The sequence below is a fragment of the Rheinheimera pacifica genome, assembly GCF_900108485.1.
GTDB lineage: Bacteria > Pseudomonadota > Gammaproteobacteria > Enterobacterales > Alteromonadaceae > Alishewanella > Alishewanella pacifica.
Genome location: NZ_FNXF01000004.1, coordinates 347,004 through 361,581, shown reverse-complemented (window position 1 = coordinate 361,581; position 14,578 = coordinate 347,004). Strand labels below are relative to the sequence as shown.

Genomic DNA, 14,578 nt, shown 5'->3' with positions numbered 1-14,578 from the left:
TCCTGGCGCAACAAATGGCAAACGCTATCAGCCTATTTTAAATACCCTGACTACGTCAGAACGGCTATCTACACCACCAATGCCGTGGAAGCCGTGCATCGCCAGTTCCGTAAACTGACCAAAACCAAGGGCGGATTCGCCAATGAAAACAGTTTGCTTAAGCTGCTTTATGCCGGTATCTTGCAGGCATCTGAGCGTTGGACACACCCGGTGCAAAACTGGAATCTGACGCTGTCACAGCTGTCGATACACTTCGAGGGGCGCTTAGACGCTCATATCGACCTGTGACCAAGCTGACACAGAATATTGAACACCCTCTGTTGTTACCTTGCCGTAGTAAGGGTTATTTTCGTAGCCCTCAAAACTTCGACCTGTTCTTTGTGCTATTTCCTCTACTAAATCTAGATCAAGATCATCTTCATCAAGCATCAATATTTCAAAGAGCGTATCTGAAGCCTTAATAGGAACATGCTGCTTAGTCGGAAGCGCAGCTTGGAGTTGCTCATAAACCGCGCGAATAATCCAAGTATCTACAACCTTTGGATCAAACTCTCTTGCAAATTCACAAATTGATAATCCATTACGCTCCTTGCACAGGTCAATAAAATGCCTTTCTACTTTGGGCTGATCGATTGCACTCCATACAACCACTAGTAAAGCTATTCCCGCAATAACAGCAAGATACCAAGGCTGGTATAAAACAATCGCCAATGAAACTGCAAGAAAGGCAATCAGAGCTGCTTTACTTGCTTTTCTAGGTTCGTACTTGGGCATAAACCTTGATGCTTGCTTCATACTTCACCTTGCAACGTAACGCCACGCGCATGCGCGCGAACTTGTGAGCGTCGCAGGGGCCGCAGGCCCCGAATGACGCGGTTTGTTATATTTTTTTGTGAACAACAATCGGCTCCCCTAACGCAAACCACTTCTCAGCCCACATAGATTCCCAGTCCGCTTTTTCTTCTATGTTTAAGTTGTTTATATCACTATTTACTTGATCAAGATCGATAAACATGGAACAACCGCCAGTCACGTAGAGACCATCGCTTGATACATGTGAAAATATAAGAAATCTACTTCCGATTTTCGGCGCTGGACCACCACAAGAATTAGTCTCTATATTAGTTTTTATAAACAAGACTCGCGGCACATCATGACTTTTCCAGACATCATGAACATGCATTTCTGTCTTATAAAATGCAGAACTCCAATCACCTGCAACTTTCTCAGCTTTTATGGCTGTAGCCGAGAAAATTGCATCATACTGTTGGAACTCTTCATCGAAACTTTTAGCTTTACTGACGCAAGAACAAGCAAACGCGTGCGTTGATATAATTGAAAGCAAAAGAAAGATACAAATTTTCAAAATGCGAGCCCCTGCAAAATATAACGCCGCTAGCACGCGCGGCTACGAAATGAAGGCGAAGCCGCAATGCAGTAGACGTCGCCGTGACTGGCCTTGTTATGTACGTTGTCGAATTTGACCACTGAGCTTGCTCTTAACCAACCTCGAATTAGGAGAGTATTTCTCAAGTAGCGCCTTTACCAAAAGCTCATCAGCAAATGAACAAAGCGGACCTAGTGTAATTGTAAGGCATGAAAGTTTTTTGGGACAAATGTCTACGTCTATAAACTCAGTTTCAGGAGCTAATCCACGGTAGATAGAATTGATAGCTGCATTTGATATTTCAGGAATATTTTGAGTTGAAAAACCGCCTGCTGGAGGAGGAAAGGCCAAAAGGTTGTACCTATATTCTTCTTGAAATGCCCAGACCTTATTTTTGTGAATAGCTAGATCACCTGCGCTGGGAATGCTCATATTTGCAGTCCCATCTGGATTTACTTTTAAATCAACAGCGTTCTCATACATACCCGTGACATCGTCTACATACTCTACCGCCTTTCCAAAATGTTCCTTCATTAAGAAACTGGGCATGATGAAATATTTATCAGACATCATTTGATTAAGAGGTATGGGAGATAAGGTATCATCTGTAACCGAAATATTTAAACCGGGCATTTCCGATGGATTTGGTTTCCTCATATGAAAAGGATCATAGCTAAACGTGATTCGAACACCTTTCATATCTGAAGTGTACATTTTCCATAACGGAATGCTTTCTTCCTCGTTAATAGTCCAGCAGCTTATGTAGATAAAACGGGAAAGATCATACTTACCGTAATTTTTTGATTCTTGTATGTCATCCACATTAGTTAAACGATTAAATCGAATCTTTTTAGAGTTTAGAATCAATGCAAGCGTTTCTATCATCGTGTAATGATGTTTGTTCATTCAAGTCCCTTGAGTACATAACGCTTATTAGACGGGTCGACCCGCTTTTAAATACAGGTTAACCTGCCTTTGTAAATTTAATGTACAGAACATTACACCGCTTCTTTAAAACTTACAATAACTTACAGGTACAGCTTATATTTGTGCCAGCGACAAATACGGGTTAACCCGCCTAACAAAGCACGAACCGGGCTTGGGCATTATATGCATACAAATACAGCGATTTTCAGACGTTAAATACCAACACCAATATCCGCTTTTGGCACTCTGCTATCCTGCCAGGGCAGCAGAATATGTTACCATTACCCCCTGCACTGCGAGTTTTAAGACCAAACCGGATAGGAGTTTGTATGAGAATGCTACATACCATGCTGCGCGTGGGTAACCTGGAAAAATCACTGGCGTTTTATACTGAAGTGCTGGGCATGAAACTGCTGCGCCAGTCAGAAAACACTGAGTATAAATATACGCTGGCGTTTGTGGGCTACGGTGACGAGAGCGAAAATACCGTGCTAGAACTGACGTATAACTGGGGTACCGACAGCTACGACTTAGGCAATGCCTATGGCCATATCGCACTGGAAGTGGAAAACGTATACGACGCCTGCGATAAAATACGCGCTAAAGGTGGCGTAATAAGCCGCGAGCCGGGCCCTGTAAAAGGTGGCACCACTGAAATTGCCTTTGTGCGCGATCCGGATAACTACGCTATAGAACTGATCCAGAAAAAAGACAGTTACGACACGCTTTAAGTTTGCCACAAAGTAAACAGCATAAAGCCAGCGTAAGCTGGCTTTAGTATTTTGGCTGAGCGGCAAAGTCTTCCAGCCGCCGGATAATCTGCTCGCTATACACAGGCTGGTAAAGCTTGCGCATGGTGCCATCGCGGTAGCTTTGCTCCAGTGCCGCTTGCCAGCGTGCAATACGCTCGTCTGACACATTGCGGGAAAACGCTAAATAGCGTCTACGCTCGCTAAAGTACTTCAGCATAACCAACTGGCTGCCAGCCGCTGCGGCATTGGCCGAAAACTCCGGAGCCGACAGCTCGCTGACAGCCATTAAATCGGCCCGGCCTAACAGCAGCATATCCAGACAATCGCCGGATTTACTGGTGAGTATCAGGTTTTTTCCTTCGGTAAAACCCAGCGCTTTAATTTCATCTATAGTGGCAGAATTACGATAATTACAGGCGATATAGTTTCCTGGCAACACAGTCAGGGGCGATATCTCCCCCAGGCGGTGTTTTAAGCCGTATAAAGCCATCTGATAATGCTTAAGCGGCCCAACCCATTTAAACCAGGGGTCACGCTCGGCTGTGCGCACGGTTTCAAACAACACTATATTAGGCCCAGCTTTGGCAATGTTCAGCGCCCGCCCCCAGGGCATCAGCTCAATATCACCGGGTTCATTTAGCCGTTGTTGCAGTATACGCACCAGGCTGGCTGTTACGCCGCTGACCTCGCCCTCCTCGTTCAGATACTCTCCCGGCGGGTTGTGCTCGGTAAGAAAACGCAGCGGCTGTGCCTTTACCACACAGCCTGAAACACATAACACTACACTTAGCACCCAGGCGCTTAATTTAACGTTCATTCGGCACCATTGACATAGCCAGACTGAATCATCGATAACAGTTTAATAACACAGTGATTGCCAAAAGAAAACTATAATAATTAACATGATACAGATGTCAGACCAAACAGTATTACTCCAGCGTAATAACAACTTTTTCATTTAATGACATCGCCAGATTATTGTCGTAATAGGCAGCTTCGTTAATAAAGGTTGGGTATACCGTCACGTCACCGTCGTAATAAATCTCAGTGCCATCAAACAGGGTAAAGATCGGATCGCCGGGGTTAATTGGCTGATAATCTTTGTCCTGCACATTTTTATGCACCATGCCCAGGCGCTCACCTTTTTCATTCATTGGCAGTTTAATGCTGTGCAGATAACGAAAAGCTTCTGTCTGTTTTGGTAACGCCGGCAAGGTATTGCTGTTGTACAGCTGAACAAAGTCAAGAATATGCCGCGTCATGGTGTCCATCAGCTCCAGCACGTCCTGGCGTAATACTGATTGTGGCTGTGGCCCTACTTCTACCAGTACACCGTAACGGCCAACAGTACACATCAGCGCGTGATCTTCGGCGGCAAAGTGATCTTCGTCACGGGAAATTATCGCTTCAGGCATCACCATTTTTACATAAGCGGCCAGCTGGTTATAAAACGGCCCTGCCTGGGTCAGTATTAAACAAGCGCCCATATTGCTGGTGGTGTTGTGTAAATCAATCAGTAAATCGGTTTTGGCGTTGCCCTTAGGGCCAAGCCGGGAATTAAGCACCTTGGCGCGGCTTTGTTCGTAATTGGCAAGCTCGGGGTTGGCTAAATCGGTATTTTTAAACTGGCGGTTTAAATCACTGTGCAGATAACGTTTGTTAGCATAATGCGCTTCTGGGTTGGCCCATACCAGTTCGGTATTAAAACTGGCGCGGCTGACTAAATCTGGCTTAGCCTGATATTGCTTAACTAAATAAATACCTGAAAATTCATTACCATGCACACCACCAACAATGGCAACCTGATTAATTTTATCCATAATTTTTCCATAACTGCTGCGGTTATACCAAGCATGAGCTTAGCCTAAATCAATAGCGTTATTATGACCAGTGCAGAGCGGAAAAAGAATAGAGACAGAATTTAAATGCCTGAAATAAGCATATAAATGCAAATTATGCAGCAGGTTGTGCCAGTTCTAAAGAGGCGTCGGAAATACGGACCAGTTCGTTATGTAGAATTTGTTGCGCCTGACAGGTACATTTACCACATTGGCTACCCACACCGGTGCACATTTTCAGTTCACGCATGGTGGATACACCTTCAGCCACTTTTTGTTTAATGGCCTTATCGGTAACAGCTTTACATAAGCACACGTACATAACAGTACTCCGTTAACACAACGCCGCCATTTTAATATTATTAAGAACCATTATCAATAGTATTTGTAAAATGGAATCTGTCGTAATAACAACGCCGGCAAAAGCCGGCGTTGTGTGGGTGCTAAAGCCTTGGCAGTATTAGCGAAACAGCACTTTCTCTTGTTGGAACCAGTGCACGCAAAATGCAATCAAGGCTGCCGCTATCGCTACAGACGAAGCAAAAATAAGGCAAATTAAGCTCAGCTCAGCAGTGCCTTTCATTAACTCTTTAATTGCAAGAGCAATATTAGTAATAGGCACAAGAGCGGTGCTGGCTGTTAACTCTATCCCAGGTGCCATAGCTACCATCAGAGGCATTAACACGATAATAGTTAGAGGACTGATATAGTTTTGCGCTTCTTTAAACGTGCGGGCGTAAATTGAAATGGCCAACAGCAAAGCAGCAAACATTGCTGAAGTAGGAAGTAAAAGCAAGAACATTAACATTAAGTCCGATACTGCTATGCTTTGCACTATATCAACAACAGCATCTGTTTTACTGAGGCCACCAATCACCATTCCCCAAAGACCTAAACTGGCAACTGTTATTAACGCCGTTAGCAACGCCGTGGTAAGTATCGTCATAAACTTACCAAGCACTAACGCCGTACGGGAAATAGGACAAATCAATAACGTTTCTAATGTTCCCCTTTCCTTTTCACCAGCGCCTATGTCTACAGCAGGATAGGCTGCGCCACTAAAGCAAAGTAAAATCAGCGCATAAGCCAAGATTGCACCTATCTTTTCACCAACATTTTCGCGTTTGTCAGCAGAATCCACTTTAACTACTTTTACCGGCTTTATAATGGCCGGCAATGCTCTCTCGTCAAGATCCAATTGCTTCAGCGAACGCTTTTGTAAGTCTTCGGTATAGCCCTGCAATACTTCATTAAAATAGTTAAACATAAAGTCATACTGTGAAGATTGGTTGTAAATAATTTTCCAGTCAACTTGCTCAAGCTGATTTTGTTTTTTGCTATTATCTGCCGGAATAATAACTGCAACATCAATTTTATCTTGCTTAATTGCCTCAATAAGCTGTGCTTCAGTGGTAGCAGAAACTTCCATTTGCTTAAAGTTTTTATGATAAAAAAGCGCCTCAGCAAACTCCGGAGCCTGCTCTTTGTTTACAATGACATATCGATGCTCTTGCTGTTTAGCCTTATTCGCGGTAAACGCCATCACGCTTCCAACGATACCAAACAACATCGGAAAAATGAAAATAGGTAGCAATATCACAAAAATAAGTGTTTTTTTATCGCGCACCAGCTCTAGCAGTTCTTTAAAATACACTTGCCACATAATTAAGCTACTCCCTGCTTTTCCGCACTAACATCACGCTTTAATAAAGATAGAAACGCTTCGCGTAAATCACCATTGCCGGATAACGCCCTGAACTGGCCGATATCACCGGAAAAAGCACTGATGCCTTTATCAATAACCACCACTCTGTCGCAAAGTGATGCCACTTCATCCAGATGGTGGGTAGAAAAAATCACCGGCGTACCGGCGGCTTTTAAGCCTTTGATAAAATCCAGCACCGTTTGCACTGTCATAATATCGAGCCCGGTGGTGGGCTCATCCAGAATCACCACTTTAGGGCTGTGCACCACAGCGCGGGCAATAGCGGTTTTTTGTTTCATACCGGTCGACATATTGTCGGCACGGCGGTTGGCAAAATCATGCATATTGAGCAGCGTAAACAGCTCGTCGATACGCTGCTTTAAGGCGCTCTCTTTCATGCCGTGCAAACGGCCAAAATAGGCGATATTTTCAAAGGCGGTTAGTTTGCCATACAGGCCGGTATCGGCCGATAAAAAACCGATTTGCTGGCGGGCTTTTACCGGCTGTTTTAATACATCAACGCCATTTAGCAGCACTGAGCCGGCATCAGGTTTTAATGCCGTAGACAGCATACGTAAAGTGGTGGTTTTACCGGCACCATTTGGCCCCAGCAGCCCCAACACTTCACCCGCGCCGCAGCTAAAGCTGACATTGCGCACCGAGTGAAACGCCTCTTTGCTGTAACGTACGTCTTGTTTTTCGGTATCCGATAACTTGCTGTTTTTACCCAGTGCAAACGCCTTGGCTAAATCCTGAATATCAATCATGCAACTGTCCTGTTGTCGGGGCTTTAGCGCTGACGCTTTGGCCGGAAATAGTCAGTATTGTGGTAAAACCCCGCTGTTTCATTGTCGTTATACCAGCGCGGTACGCCCAGCAACGGCAAAGGCGTTAGTTGTTGATTATCAAGAAGTACTGCCTCGTTAGCAATTTGTTCATGCAATTTTGCATCAACAAAACTGTAAGCAGCTGTTAAAACCGTTTTACAAGATGATGCATCGACACCGCCGTAAGGTTTTAGCAGCCTTGTTTGACATACCCCCAATTCGACTGGATATCCTGCTCAATCAGAACTCCCGGCGTTTGCACCCGCACACCAAATAAATCAAACTTAAACCGTTTAAGCTGTTCTGGCTTGATATCAAAGTAATCGTATAAATTTACACTAATAGTAACCGACTGCCGGGGTGGCAGTTCCAGCATCTGAGGGGCTTTGTCGCGGGTGTAAAGGTATTTTTGCCGACCAGTAAATAATGCCAGGCTGTCATCCTGGTTTTGTACAATAAAATGGTTCACCACATAGCTACCATCTTCGGCAAACTTATGTGCAGGCAGCATTAAGTTGAAGATATACTTCGGGGTGTCTTTATGCACAATATGGGTAGCATTCATTATCTCCACTTTAGCAATAAAGCGCTTACCCGGCGCTTCGCACTGCAAACTCAGTGTCGCCGGCAGATAGTTATCGTAAATCAACGTCCGCTTTTCTGCTGCATAGGCAGAGCCAAACATCAGTAACAAATACAGCACCCATAAAGGCTTCATTGGCGCGGCTCCCTTGTGCAGTAATCATCAAAATTCATTCTGTCTGACTCCACGCGTATAGACCGGATACTTCCGTCGGCAAACTCAACACCACCCCAATAACTCGTATACCAAATACGATTAAAACCCTCTTTCGGGATATAGTATTGCTCATCGAGATTTATAATACTTTGTAAAACTCCACCCGCCGGCAGCACCACACTAATATCCTCCAGCACCCGGTTTTCATAATGAAACGAATTTATTCTATCCCGCCGCGCAAGATCATTATTGGTAAAAATCTTAAAGCTATAGCTATTCCAGTAGCCAGCAGGGTCAACGTCTGCTAACTGCAATCGCAGCGGTTCATTAACGCGGTTGTAAAAACGCACTGTCGCCACATAGGGCCGCTCGCAGGTGAACTCCATCTCCACAGCAATAATATTCTCCAGTGCAGGTGCAAAGTCTTGCTTGGCCGACAATAAGGGTGCAAACGCTAACAATAAAACATACCAACGGCGCATATAGCCTCCTACCATTCCTGAGCTAACAACACTTTTAAAAAGTAATAACCATCAAGAATATACAGCAAGCGATGTAACAGGCCGAAGAGTCCGGATTTCTGACGTTTCAACTAATGAGTCTCTCGACATAATTTATCGCCTGCTTCGTGTCTCGAAAAACCCATAGTTGCTGTTTGCCCCTTTCGAAGGTGTGAATTCACTGTCAAATGAACCACATCTGCAGAAAGATTATGTTCAATTAGGCAAGGTATGGTGATGGTTAATTTATTTATTGCTTCATTAACGGTTACCAACGGATAGGAAAAACCGGAAAAGCGTAAATTCTTTTCTTTAATCGTCGAATCAATAACAACTAAATCACCTGATGGCATTGATAACCTATAAGCAACAGGCAAAGCATCAACAATTGTATTTTCTATTGATAATTTACCCAAAAAAGCTTCTGACTCGTAATAGAAAATTTGGCTACCGTAATAAGGCTTAGAAAGAGACATTGCTGGAAAATTAAATACAACATTTTCATTATATTCAGATTTTGAATCTCTAGCCGAAGGCTCTTTATACTCCCGCATAAATTCACGATATTGTTGCTCAAGTTTTACCCCGTCTTGATAGGTGTCGTCGACTGTAAGCTTAAAATTACCCCGCCCGCTAATATTTAACTTAACTAACTTAAAATACTCTTGCGCAAAACCGTCAACAAACGTTATGGATCGCGGTTCATCCATTTGCCAAACCATTGAAATACAATCTTGCTGAAACTCAGGACAATCTTTTTTTAGCATGATTGCATTCTGGTCAGTTAAAGACTTCAAAGGTAACTGTCGAAGTTCTTCTGATAAAAACTGCCAACTACCAGTTGCCGTAGTCATTGCAACTTCACTGATAACTCTTTGATTATCTTGCACCGTGGTTGAAAACACTATCGTAGTTTTACCATAAGGCTTCGGCAGCGTAGCTAAGATCTCATACTTTGTCCAAGGCAGATTATTTTGTGAGTACACAAAAAAACTACTGCAGGCTAAAAATAAATAAAATATCTTAGCGATGGTGATACTCATTCACAACCTCCTGCTGTTGGAGCTATAAAACAACTTCTCGCTTTACGCTGATAAGAATTAATTTCATTTATAAACTCTGTATCAAGTGCATTTAATCTACCTTCAACAGGATCACGCCTGAAAATACCTAGCGCGTTAAAATTATCAACCTGCCATGTAGTTGCATTAATCTCACTTTGCCATCTGAATCTGTTATCAATAGCTAAGCCAAGTTGCTTTCGGTAATTAATGTCATAAACATGAACTATTTCATGACCAACGATTGAAGCAAAGTGACGCTCTTCAAGTGGGTTATCTGGTCCCGTCAACTCAAGAACATTCACGAGGATAGTATCAGGATCGGTTGACTTAACCTGCATTAAACCGGGAATAGTATTATCTACTTTAAAGCGAATATTTTTTCCTTCAGGGAAGTAACTTTCAAACATCTGCAGTACTCCAAAACTTTCAACCGCCGCTTTAATAAAATTTAGATTATCACTTTGATAAATGGCCTTAACTAAAGATTCCGGTTCAGAACAGTCATCTGCCAAAGCCGATGCCGCCCACACATACATAGTGCCAGAGGCTTTTTGTGCTGCTGTCGCCGGGCACATGCCGCCACCTGAGCCCGAGCCAGAACCGCCTGAACTTCCACCACGGGCGTAGTAATCACCGAAGCCCTTATCCCGGCTGGCATCATCACGCGCTTTGCCGGCGTAGCTTTAGGCTAAATCCAGCATATCGCCCTTCTCTTGCTCTGGCCAATGACAACACCTGTTTATATACAGCTGTACCTGTGGCGTCTGCATGACCCACCACCACAAAGCTGCTGTTGGGGTATTGCCTGCAGCTACGCGCCTATATGCTGAAGTATCGCGGAAACCTCAGAAAGCGGGATCCTATTCTACGACAACAGCCCCCCCAGACCAGTCACAGTAATAAGCCACACCAAGGAAGTACTGTTCTCTTAACCATTGTTCATTAATTTCAGCTCTATCTTCAAATCGATACTTAACAGTAACTGTATAATTGTAGTTCAACAGGGGTTCCCTCAACTCTGTAACAATCCCATTCAGGCGTTGTGAACAAGCATCCGCCTGCTGCCTTTCTATTGTATGAAAATCAAGGCTTAGCATTACAGGTTGATTTACTGGCAAGGTTGAAATGTCATTTAAAAAACGTCTACTTAAATGCTTTAAACTAAACTCACAGTCAGCGCCAAACACAGGGGATATCGTAATAATAAATAAAAAATACAATAATCTCATACACACCTCACAACCAATGAAGATGGTGGTCTACCCGACAAAATTCGCCATAGTACTTCGCCATAAAATCGTTAGTTTTGCTAATCACATCAAGCTCTGAATGGAGCAACGGCAGTGTATTATGTATGAGCTCATGTACAACTATTCTTTGCAAACTAAACTTCACTTGTACACCTGCTGCACGGTGATCATCATTTTTTTCAATATAATCGTCAACACAATTAAACCAATCATCGTCGCTAAGATGTCCACACACCGTTTCCTCAAAATCACCTAAGTTTGCGTTATATGTCGTTCGTTCCCTGCCCTGCCAATTCCTGTGTAATAGCCGCCATCTGGCTGCGCTGTACACCACCAAAATAGCGAAACGCTGTAATACCGCTTATAGCGACTAACGCTACTATAATGGCATATTCTGTCATGCTCTGGCCCAGCGCCAGCCGCCGTTTCATCATCTGAAAACGTCTTTGTCACTTATGTCGGTGTCAATACAAAGAAAGTTATAAGTACTTTTAGCTAAAGATAGTCTTATTTCAGATTGGCAAGATCTCGAAAATCTTTAATGTAGACTCTCGTTTTCTCGTCTATATTTCGGGGTTCAATACTCATGCTCTTACAAAAAGTAAAAAAACCTCGCGCATCAGTTACAAATATATAGCGGGCGCCGACTGAGATAGTACCTCCACAAGAAGATTCGCTTAAGTTAGTACTGACATTAAATTTTCTTTCATCAGTCAGCCCTTTGAATCGTTCTTCAACCTCAACATCAGCGACAACATAAGAATAAGCTCCTTCATGCTTCATAAGCTTTGCAGAAGTTACAATTCCTATGAAAATATACTTATTGAATTCAAAATTCAGCATATCCAGCGCTGTAATTTCACTACAACTACAAGCATTAGCCCTACTAAAAAAAAGTGACAAAATAAAACCAAAAACCAACAGAGTACGCAAAAAGTATTTCATTTTTTATTCCTTACAAATCGAAAGGTAACGATTTAAAAACCACCACAAGAATAAATCTTCAAAATTAAACAGCTTTAATTTTTTTAAATTTACAAAAGCTGCAGAAATAAGATCTCAAGAAAGTATGTATCCATAATATTCTCTTTCAGCTTTTCATCGCGCTCTGACGTCCATGGTGGCATATGCAGAACTTCCAGTCGCCGACTCTCAACGTGTTCGATAGCGGCTTCTAATGTCAGATGCCTATCATGCACCACACCTACTTTATGTGAATACTCATGTACGATAGTTCCAGTTTATGTTTTTGCTCCGTATTTAATATATCAGCATCGCCAGACAATGCCGTGATTAGCTTGGCTAATACCGGCAATGCGGTTGTAACTCTATCTTCAAATTAATAACATGGCTAATGCATTGACATGAATCCGCTACCACCAACACCGTCTTACGAAAAGACGCGCTTTTCATCACATCAAACAACAAAGGTGCCTCAGTGCCTTTGTTGTTTGCCAGCGTCTAGGCCGCAGGTGTTAGCAGCCTTCGTTGAGATATACCCAATTCGACTGGATATCCTGTTCCATCAGGCTAAAAGGCGTGTGCACCCGCACACCAAATAAATCAAACTTAACCCGTTTAAGCTGTTCTGGCTTGATATCAAAGTAATCGTATAAATTTACGCTAATAGTAACCGACTGCCGGGGCGCCAGCTCCCGCATTTGAGGGGCTTTGTCGCGGGTGTAAAGGTATTTTTGCCGACCAGTAAATAATGCCAGGCTGTCATCCTGGTTTTGTACAATAAAATGGTTCACCACATAGCTACCATCCTCGGCAAACTTATGTGCAGGTAGCAATAAGCTGAATATATACTTCGGGGTGTCTTTATGCACAATATGGGTAGCATTCATTATCTCCACTTTAGCAATAAGGCGCTTACCCGGCGCTTCGCACTGCAAACTCAGTGTCGCCGGCAGATAGTTATCGTAAATCAACGTCCGCTTTTCTGCTGCATAGACAGAACCAAACATCAGTAACAAATACAGCACCCATAACGGCTTCATTGGCTTTGCTCCCTTATACAGTAATCATCAAAATTCATTCTGTCTGACTCAAGACTTATCCAGCGCTTACTACCATCGGCAAACTCGACATCCTCCCAATAACTACTGAAGCGAATAGAGGTAAAGCCCTGTTCCGGGATAATAAATTGCTCGTCCAGGTTAATAATGCTTTGTAAAACCCCGCCCGCCGGCAGCACCACACTAATGTCCTCCAGCACCCGGTTTTCATAATGAAACGAATTTAGCCGGTCCCGTCGCGCACGACCATTATGCGTGTCAATCTTAAATTCATAAGAATTCCAATAACCGGCCGGGTCAACCCTTATAAGCCGCCCCCGCAGCGGTTCATTAACGCGGTTGTAAAAACGCACTGTCGCCACATAGGGCCGCTGGCAGGTAAATTCCAACTCTACAGCAATAGCGTTCTCCAAAGCCGGCACAACGTCTTTGTTAGCTGACACATATGGCACAAACAGCAAAAATAAAACAATCCAAACGCGCATATGGCCTCCTACCATTCCTGAGCTAGCAACACTTCTAAGAAGTAGAGCTCGTCAATATTGTCTTTCAATGCTTCTTCCCGTTCCGGATCAAAAGGTGACATATAGAGTACTTTAAGCCTATCACGCTCAACATGAGCTGGTGTAAAACCTTTTTTATGATCCAGTCCTACCTTATGTGCATACTCATGCACTATGGTTAAAGCCTGTTCTTTAGGGTTATCTTTGAAGAAATCCTCTGGCAGATAAACATTTCGATTCACAATATTGTAACCGCCCTTAATGCCTGACGCGCTTGCCCTGAATACTTTCGAGGAGTCATCCCTTGCATGTTTCAGTTCAGTATCTATAGCTTGAATAACCGGTAACAATTCACTTTGCAAAAAGCTAAAGAGCATATCACCGCTACCACTTAAACCATAAAACCGGGCTATCCGCTCTCGCAATGCTTTTTGCTCTGCACTTAATGCATCACCATCGCCGGACAACGCTGTGATTAGCTTGGCTATGCGCGGCAGTGCAGTTGTAACTCTATCTTTAAACAGCTCTTTTTCACTATTAATTAAAGGTGATACTTTGATGGTTAAACTAAACTCTTCATGTATGACCCATTCCCGACACTCTTCTTCACTTTGTGCTGCCCACACATACATAGTGCCAGAGGCTTTTTGTGCTGCTGTCGCCGGGCACATGCCACCACCTCCGCCCGGAGGTGGGAAAATACCACCGCCAGGTGGAGTCCAGCCTCCTCCTGGTGGCGTCCAACCACCTCCTCCTTCACCTGAGCCCCCACCTGAGCCCGTGCCAGAACCGCCGCCTGTACTTCCACCACCGGCATAGTAATCACCCAAGCCCTTATCACGACTGGCATCATCACGCGCTTTGCTGGCGTAGCTTTGGGCTAAATCCAGCATATCGCCCGAATCCTGCCCTGCCAATTCCTGTGTAATAGCCGCTACCTGGCTGCGCTGTACTCCACCAAAATAGCGAAACGCTGTAATACCGCTTATTGCTACCAGCGCCACTATAATAATGTATTCTGTCATGCTCTGGCCTAGCGCCTGCCGCCGTAGAGTTATCATCAGC

The 14,578-nt window shown here is 43.7% G+C and carries 21 protein-coding genes; 2 read left to right on the top strand and 19 right to left on the bottom strand.

Going from position 1 to position 14,578, the window contains the following annotated elements:
* Nucleotides 1-288, top strand: a 288-nt coding sequence (locus BLW68_RS08160; RefSeq protein WP_143039935.1) for a transposase, incomplete at its 5' end; no start/stop codon positions are given.
* On the opposite strand, the gene BLW68_RS08155 is transcribed toward BLW68_RS08160, so the two are convergent.
* From BLW68_RS08155 to BLW68_RS08145, 3 genes are all read right to left on the bottom strand, one after another.
* On the bottom strand, nucleotides 265-795 hold the full coding sequence (locus BLW68_RS08155) for a hypothetical protein (protein ID WP_092792129.1): 531 nt from the start codon (nucleotides 793-795) through the stop codon (nucleotides 265-267). The genes BLW68_RS08160 and BLW68_RS08155 overlap by 24 nt on opposite strands.
* An 85-nt stretch (nucleotides 796-880) precedes the next feature.
* On the bottom strand, nucleotides 881-1,366 hold the full coding sequence (locus BLW68_RS08150) for a hypothetical protein (protein ID WP_143039934.1): 486 nt from the start codon (nucleotides 1,364-1,366) through the stop codon (nucleotides 881-883).
* 96 nt (nucleotides 1,367-1,462) lie between these two features.
* On the bottom strand, nucleotides 1,463-2,293 hold the full coding sequence (locus tag BLW68_RS08145; protein ID WP_092792125.1) for a hypothetical protein: 831 nt from the start codon (nucleotides 2,291-2,293) through the stop codon (nucleotides 1,463-1,465).
* A gap of 350 nt (nucleotides 2,294-2,643) precedes the next feature.
* Between BLW68_RS08145 and gloA the strand changes: the two genes are divergently transcribed.
* Entirely contained in the window at nucleotides 2,644-3,045 is a 402-nt protein-coding gene (gloA, locus tag BLW68_RS08140) for a lactoylglutathione lyase (RefSeq protein WP_092792123.1), read from the top strand.
* Between the two features lie 43 nt (nucleotides 3,046-3,088).
* On the opposite strand, the gene BLW68_RS08135 is transcribed toward gloA, so the two are convergent.
* The 16 genes from BLW68_RS08135 to BLW68_RS21085 all read right to left on the bottom strand — a co-directional run bounded on the left by BLW68_RS08135 (nucleotide 3,089) and on the right by BLW68_RS21085 (nucleotide 14,574).
* Entirely contained in the window at nucleotides 3,089-3,883 is a 795-nt protein-coding gene (locus BLW68_RS08135; protein WP_092792121.1) for a substrate-binding periplasmic protein, read from the bottom strand.
* 112 nt (nucleotides 3,884-3,995) lie between these two features.
* Nucleotides 3,996-4,886 carry an aspartoacylase gene (locus BLW68_RS08130; protein WP_092792119.1) on the bottom strand — a complete coding sequence of 297 codons (891 nt, stop codon included), beginning with the start codon at nucleotides 4,884-4,886 and terminating at the stop codon, nucleotides 3,996-3,998.
* 133 nt (nucleotides 4,887-5,019) lie between these two features.
* On the bottom strand, nucleotides 5,020-5,226 hold the full coding sequence (locus BLW68_RS08125; RefSeq protein ID WP_092792117.1) for a bacterioferritin-associated ferredoxin: 207 nt from the start codon (nucleotides 5,224-5,226) through the stop codon (nucleotides 5,020-5,022).
* Between the two features lie 138 nt (nucleotides 5,227-5,364).
* Entirely contained in the window at nucleotides 5,365-6,567 is a 1,203-nt protein-coding gene (locus tag BLW68_RS08120; RefSeq protein WP_092792115.1) for an ABC transporter permease, read from the bottom strand.
* Nucleotides 6,568-6,569: 2 nt separating this feature from the next.
* A complete protein-coding gene (locus BLW68_RS08115; protein WP_092792113.1) occupies nucleotides 6,570-7,376 on the bottom strand; it encodes an ABC transporter ATP-binding protein in 807 nt (268 codons plus the stop codon).
* Nucleotides 7,377-7,399: 23 nt separating this feature from the next.
* A complete protein-coding gene (locus tag BLW68_RS21560; RefSeq protein WP_281246197.1) occupies nucleotides 7,400-7,654 on the bottom strand; it encodes a DUF3025 domain-containing protein in 255 nt (84 codons plus the stop codon).
* Entirely contained in the window at nucleotides 7,627-8,154 is a 528-nt protein-coding gene (locus BLW68_RS08105) for a hypothetical protein (RefSeq protein ID WP_092792111.1), read from the bottom strand. The genes BLW68_RS21560 and BLW68_RS08105 overlap by 28 nt, the downstream gene beginning before the upstream one ends.
* Nucleotides 8,151-8,657 carry a hypothetical protein gene (locus tag BLW68_RS08100; protein WP_092792109.1) on the bottom strand — a complete coding sequence of 169 codons (507 nt, stop codon included), beginning with the start codon at nucleotides 8,655-8,657 and terminating at the stop codon, nucleotides 8,151-8,153. The genes BLW68_RS08105 and BLW68_RS08100 overlap by 4 nt, the downstream gene beginning before the upstream one ends.
* A 110-nt stretch (nucleotides 8,658-8,767) precedes the next feature.
* Nucleotides 8,768-9,718 (bottom strand): hypothetical protein, encoded by a 951-nt coding sequence (locus BLW68_RS08095; protein WP_092792108.1) that lies wholly within the window; start codon nucleotides 9,716-9,718, stop codon nucleotides 8,768-8,770.
* Nucleotides 9,715-10,314, bottom strand: coding sequence for a hypothetical protein (locus BLW68_RS08090; protein ID WP_092792107.1), 600 nt, complete (start codon nucleotides 10,312-10,314; stop codon nucleotides 9,715-9,717). Before BLW68_RS08090 ends, BLW68_RS08095 begins: the two co-directional genes overlap by 4 nt.
* A gap of 285 nt (nucleotides 10,315-10,599) precedes the next feature.
* Entirely contained in the window at nucleotides 10,600-10,968 is a 369-nt protein-coding gene (locus BLW68_RS08085) for a hypothetical protein (protein ID WP_092792105.1), read from the bottom strand.
* A gap of 284 nt (nucleotides 10,969-11,252) precedes the next feature.
* A complete protein-coding gene (locus BLW68_RS21090; protein WP_177172185.1) occupies nucleotides 11,253-11,423 on the bottom strand; it encodes a Flp family type IVb pilin in 171 nt (56 codons plus the stop codon).
* Nucleotides 11,424-11,496: 73 nt separating this feature from the next.
* Complete coding sequence (locus BLW68_RS08080; RefSeq protein WP_092792104.1) at nucleotides 11,497-11,934, bottom strand: hypothetical protein; 438 nt, start codon at nucleotides 11,932-11,934, stop codon at nucleotides 11,497-11,499.
* A 530-nt stretch (nucleotides 11,935-12,464) separates the two neighbouring features.
* The gene (locus tag BLW68_RS08075) at nucleotides 12,465-12,992 is read right to left on the bottom strand and encodes a hypothetical protein (RefSeq protein ID WP_092792102.1); all 528 of its coding nucleotides are present in this window, start codon (nucleotides 12,990-12,992) and stop codon (nucleotides 12,465-12,467) included.
* Nucleotides 12,989-13,495: a hypothetical protein gene (locus BLW68_RS08070; RefSeq protein ID WP_092792101.1), complete on the bottom strand. Its 507-nt coding sequence runs from the start codon at nucleotides 13,493-13,495 to the stop codon at nucleotides 12,989-12,991. Before BLW68_RS08070 ends, BLW68_RS08075 begins: the two co-directional genes overlap by 4 nt.
* An 8-nt stretch (nucleotides 13,496-13,503) precedes the next feature.
* Nucleotides 13,504-14,574, bottom strand: coding sequence for a hypothetical protein (locus BLW68_RS21085; RefSeq protein WP_177172184.1), 1,071 nt, complete (start codon nucleotides 14,572-14,574; stop codon nucleotides 13,504-13,506).
* Between the last annotated feature and the right edge of the window lie 4 nt (nucleotides 14,575-14,578).

Excerpts from the sequence above, each read along its gene's own strand:
- BLW68_RS08155 (WP_092792129.1), bottom strand. The coding sequence starts at position 795 with ATGAAGCAAGCATCAAGGTTTATGCCCAAGTACGAACCTAGAAAAGCA.
- BLW68_RS08145 (WP_092792125.1), bottom strand. The coding sequence starts at position 2,293 with ATGAACAAACATCATTACACGATGATAGAAACGCTTGCATTGATTCTA.
- gloA (WP_092792123.1), top strand. The coding sequence starts at position 2,644 with ATGAGAATGCTACATACCATGCTGCGCGTGGGTAACCTGGAAAAATCA.
- BLW68_RS08135 (WP_092792121.1), bottom strand. The coding sequence starts at position 3,883 with ATGAACGTTAAATTAAGCGCCTGGGTGCTAAGTGTAGTGTTATGTGTT.
- BLW68_RS08130 (WP_092792119.1), bottom strand. The coding sequence starts at position 4,886 with ATGGATAAAATTAATCAGGTTGCCATTGTTGGTGGTGTGCATGGTAAT.
- BLW68_RS08125 (WP_092792117.1), bottom strand. The coding sequence starts at position 5,226 with ATGTACGTGTGCTTATGTAAAGCTGTTACCGATAAGGCCATTAAACAA.
- BLW68_RS08120 (WP_092792115.1), bottom strand. The coding sequence starts at position 6,567 with ATGTGGCAAGTGTATTTTAAAGAACTGCTAGAGCTGGTGCGCGATAAA.
- BLW68_RS08115 (WP_092792113.1), bottom strand. The coding sequence starts at position 7,376 with ATGATTGATATTCAGGATTTAGCCAAGGCGTTTGCACTGGGTAAAAAC.
- BLW68_RS08105 (WP_092792111.1), bottom strand. The coding sequence starts at position 8,154 with ATGAAGCCTTTATGGGTGCTGTATTTGTTACTGATGTTTGGCTCTGCC.
- BLW68_RS08100 (WP_092792109.1), bottom strand. The coding sequence starts at position 8,657 with ATGCGCCGTTGGTATGTTTTATTGTTAGCGTTTGCACCCTTATTGTCG.
- BLW68_RS08095 (WP_092792108.1), bottom strand. The coding sequence starts at position 9,718 with ATGAGTATCACCATCGCTAAGATATTTTATTTATTTTTAGCCTGCAGT.
- BLW68_RS08090 (WP_092792107.1), bottom strand. The coding sequence starts at position 10,314 with ATGTGCCCGGCGACAGCAGCACAAAAAGCCTCTGGCACTATGTATGTG.
- BLW68_RS08085 (WP_092792105.1), bottom strand. The coding sequence starts at position 10,968 with ATGAGATTATTGTATTTTTTATTTATTATTACGATATCCCCTGTGTTT.
- BLW68_RS21090 (WP_177172185.1), bottom strand. The coding sequence starts at position 11,423 with ATGATGAAACGGCGGCTGGCGCTGGGCCAGAGCATGACAGAATATGCC.
- BLW68_RS08080 (WP_092792104.1), bottom strand. The coding sequence starts at position 11,934 with ATGAAATACTTTTTGCGTACTCTGTTGGTTTTTGGTTTTATTTTGTCA.
- BLW68_RS08075 (WP_092792102.1), bottom strand. The coding sequence starts at position 12,992 with ATGAAGCCGTTATGGGTGCTGTATTTGTTACTGATGTTTGGTTCTGTC.
- BLW68_RS08070 (WP_092792101.1), bottom strand. The coding sequence starts at position 13,495 with ATGCGCGTTTGGATTGTTTTATTTTTGCTGTTTGTGCCATATGTGTCA.
- BLW68_RS21085 (WP_177172184.1), bottom strand. The coding sequence starts at position 14,574 with ATGATAACTCTACGGCGGCAGGCGCTAGGCCAGAGCATGACAGAATAC.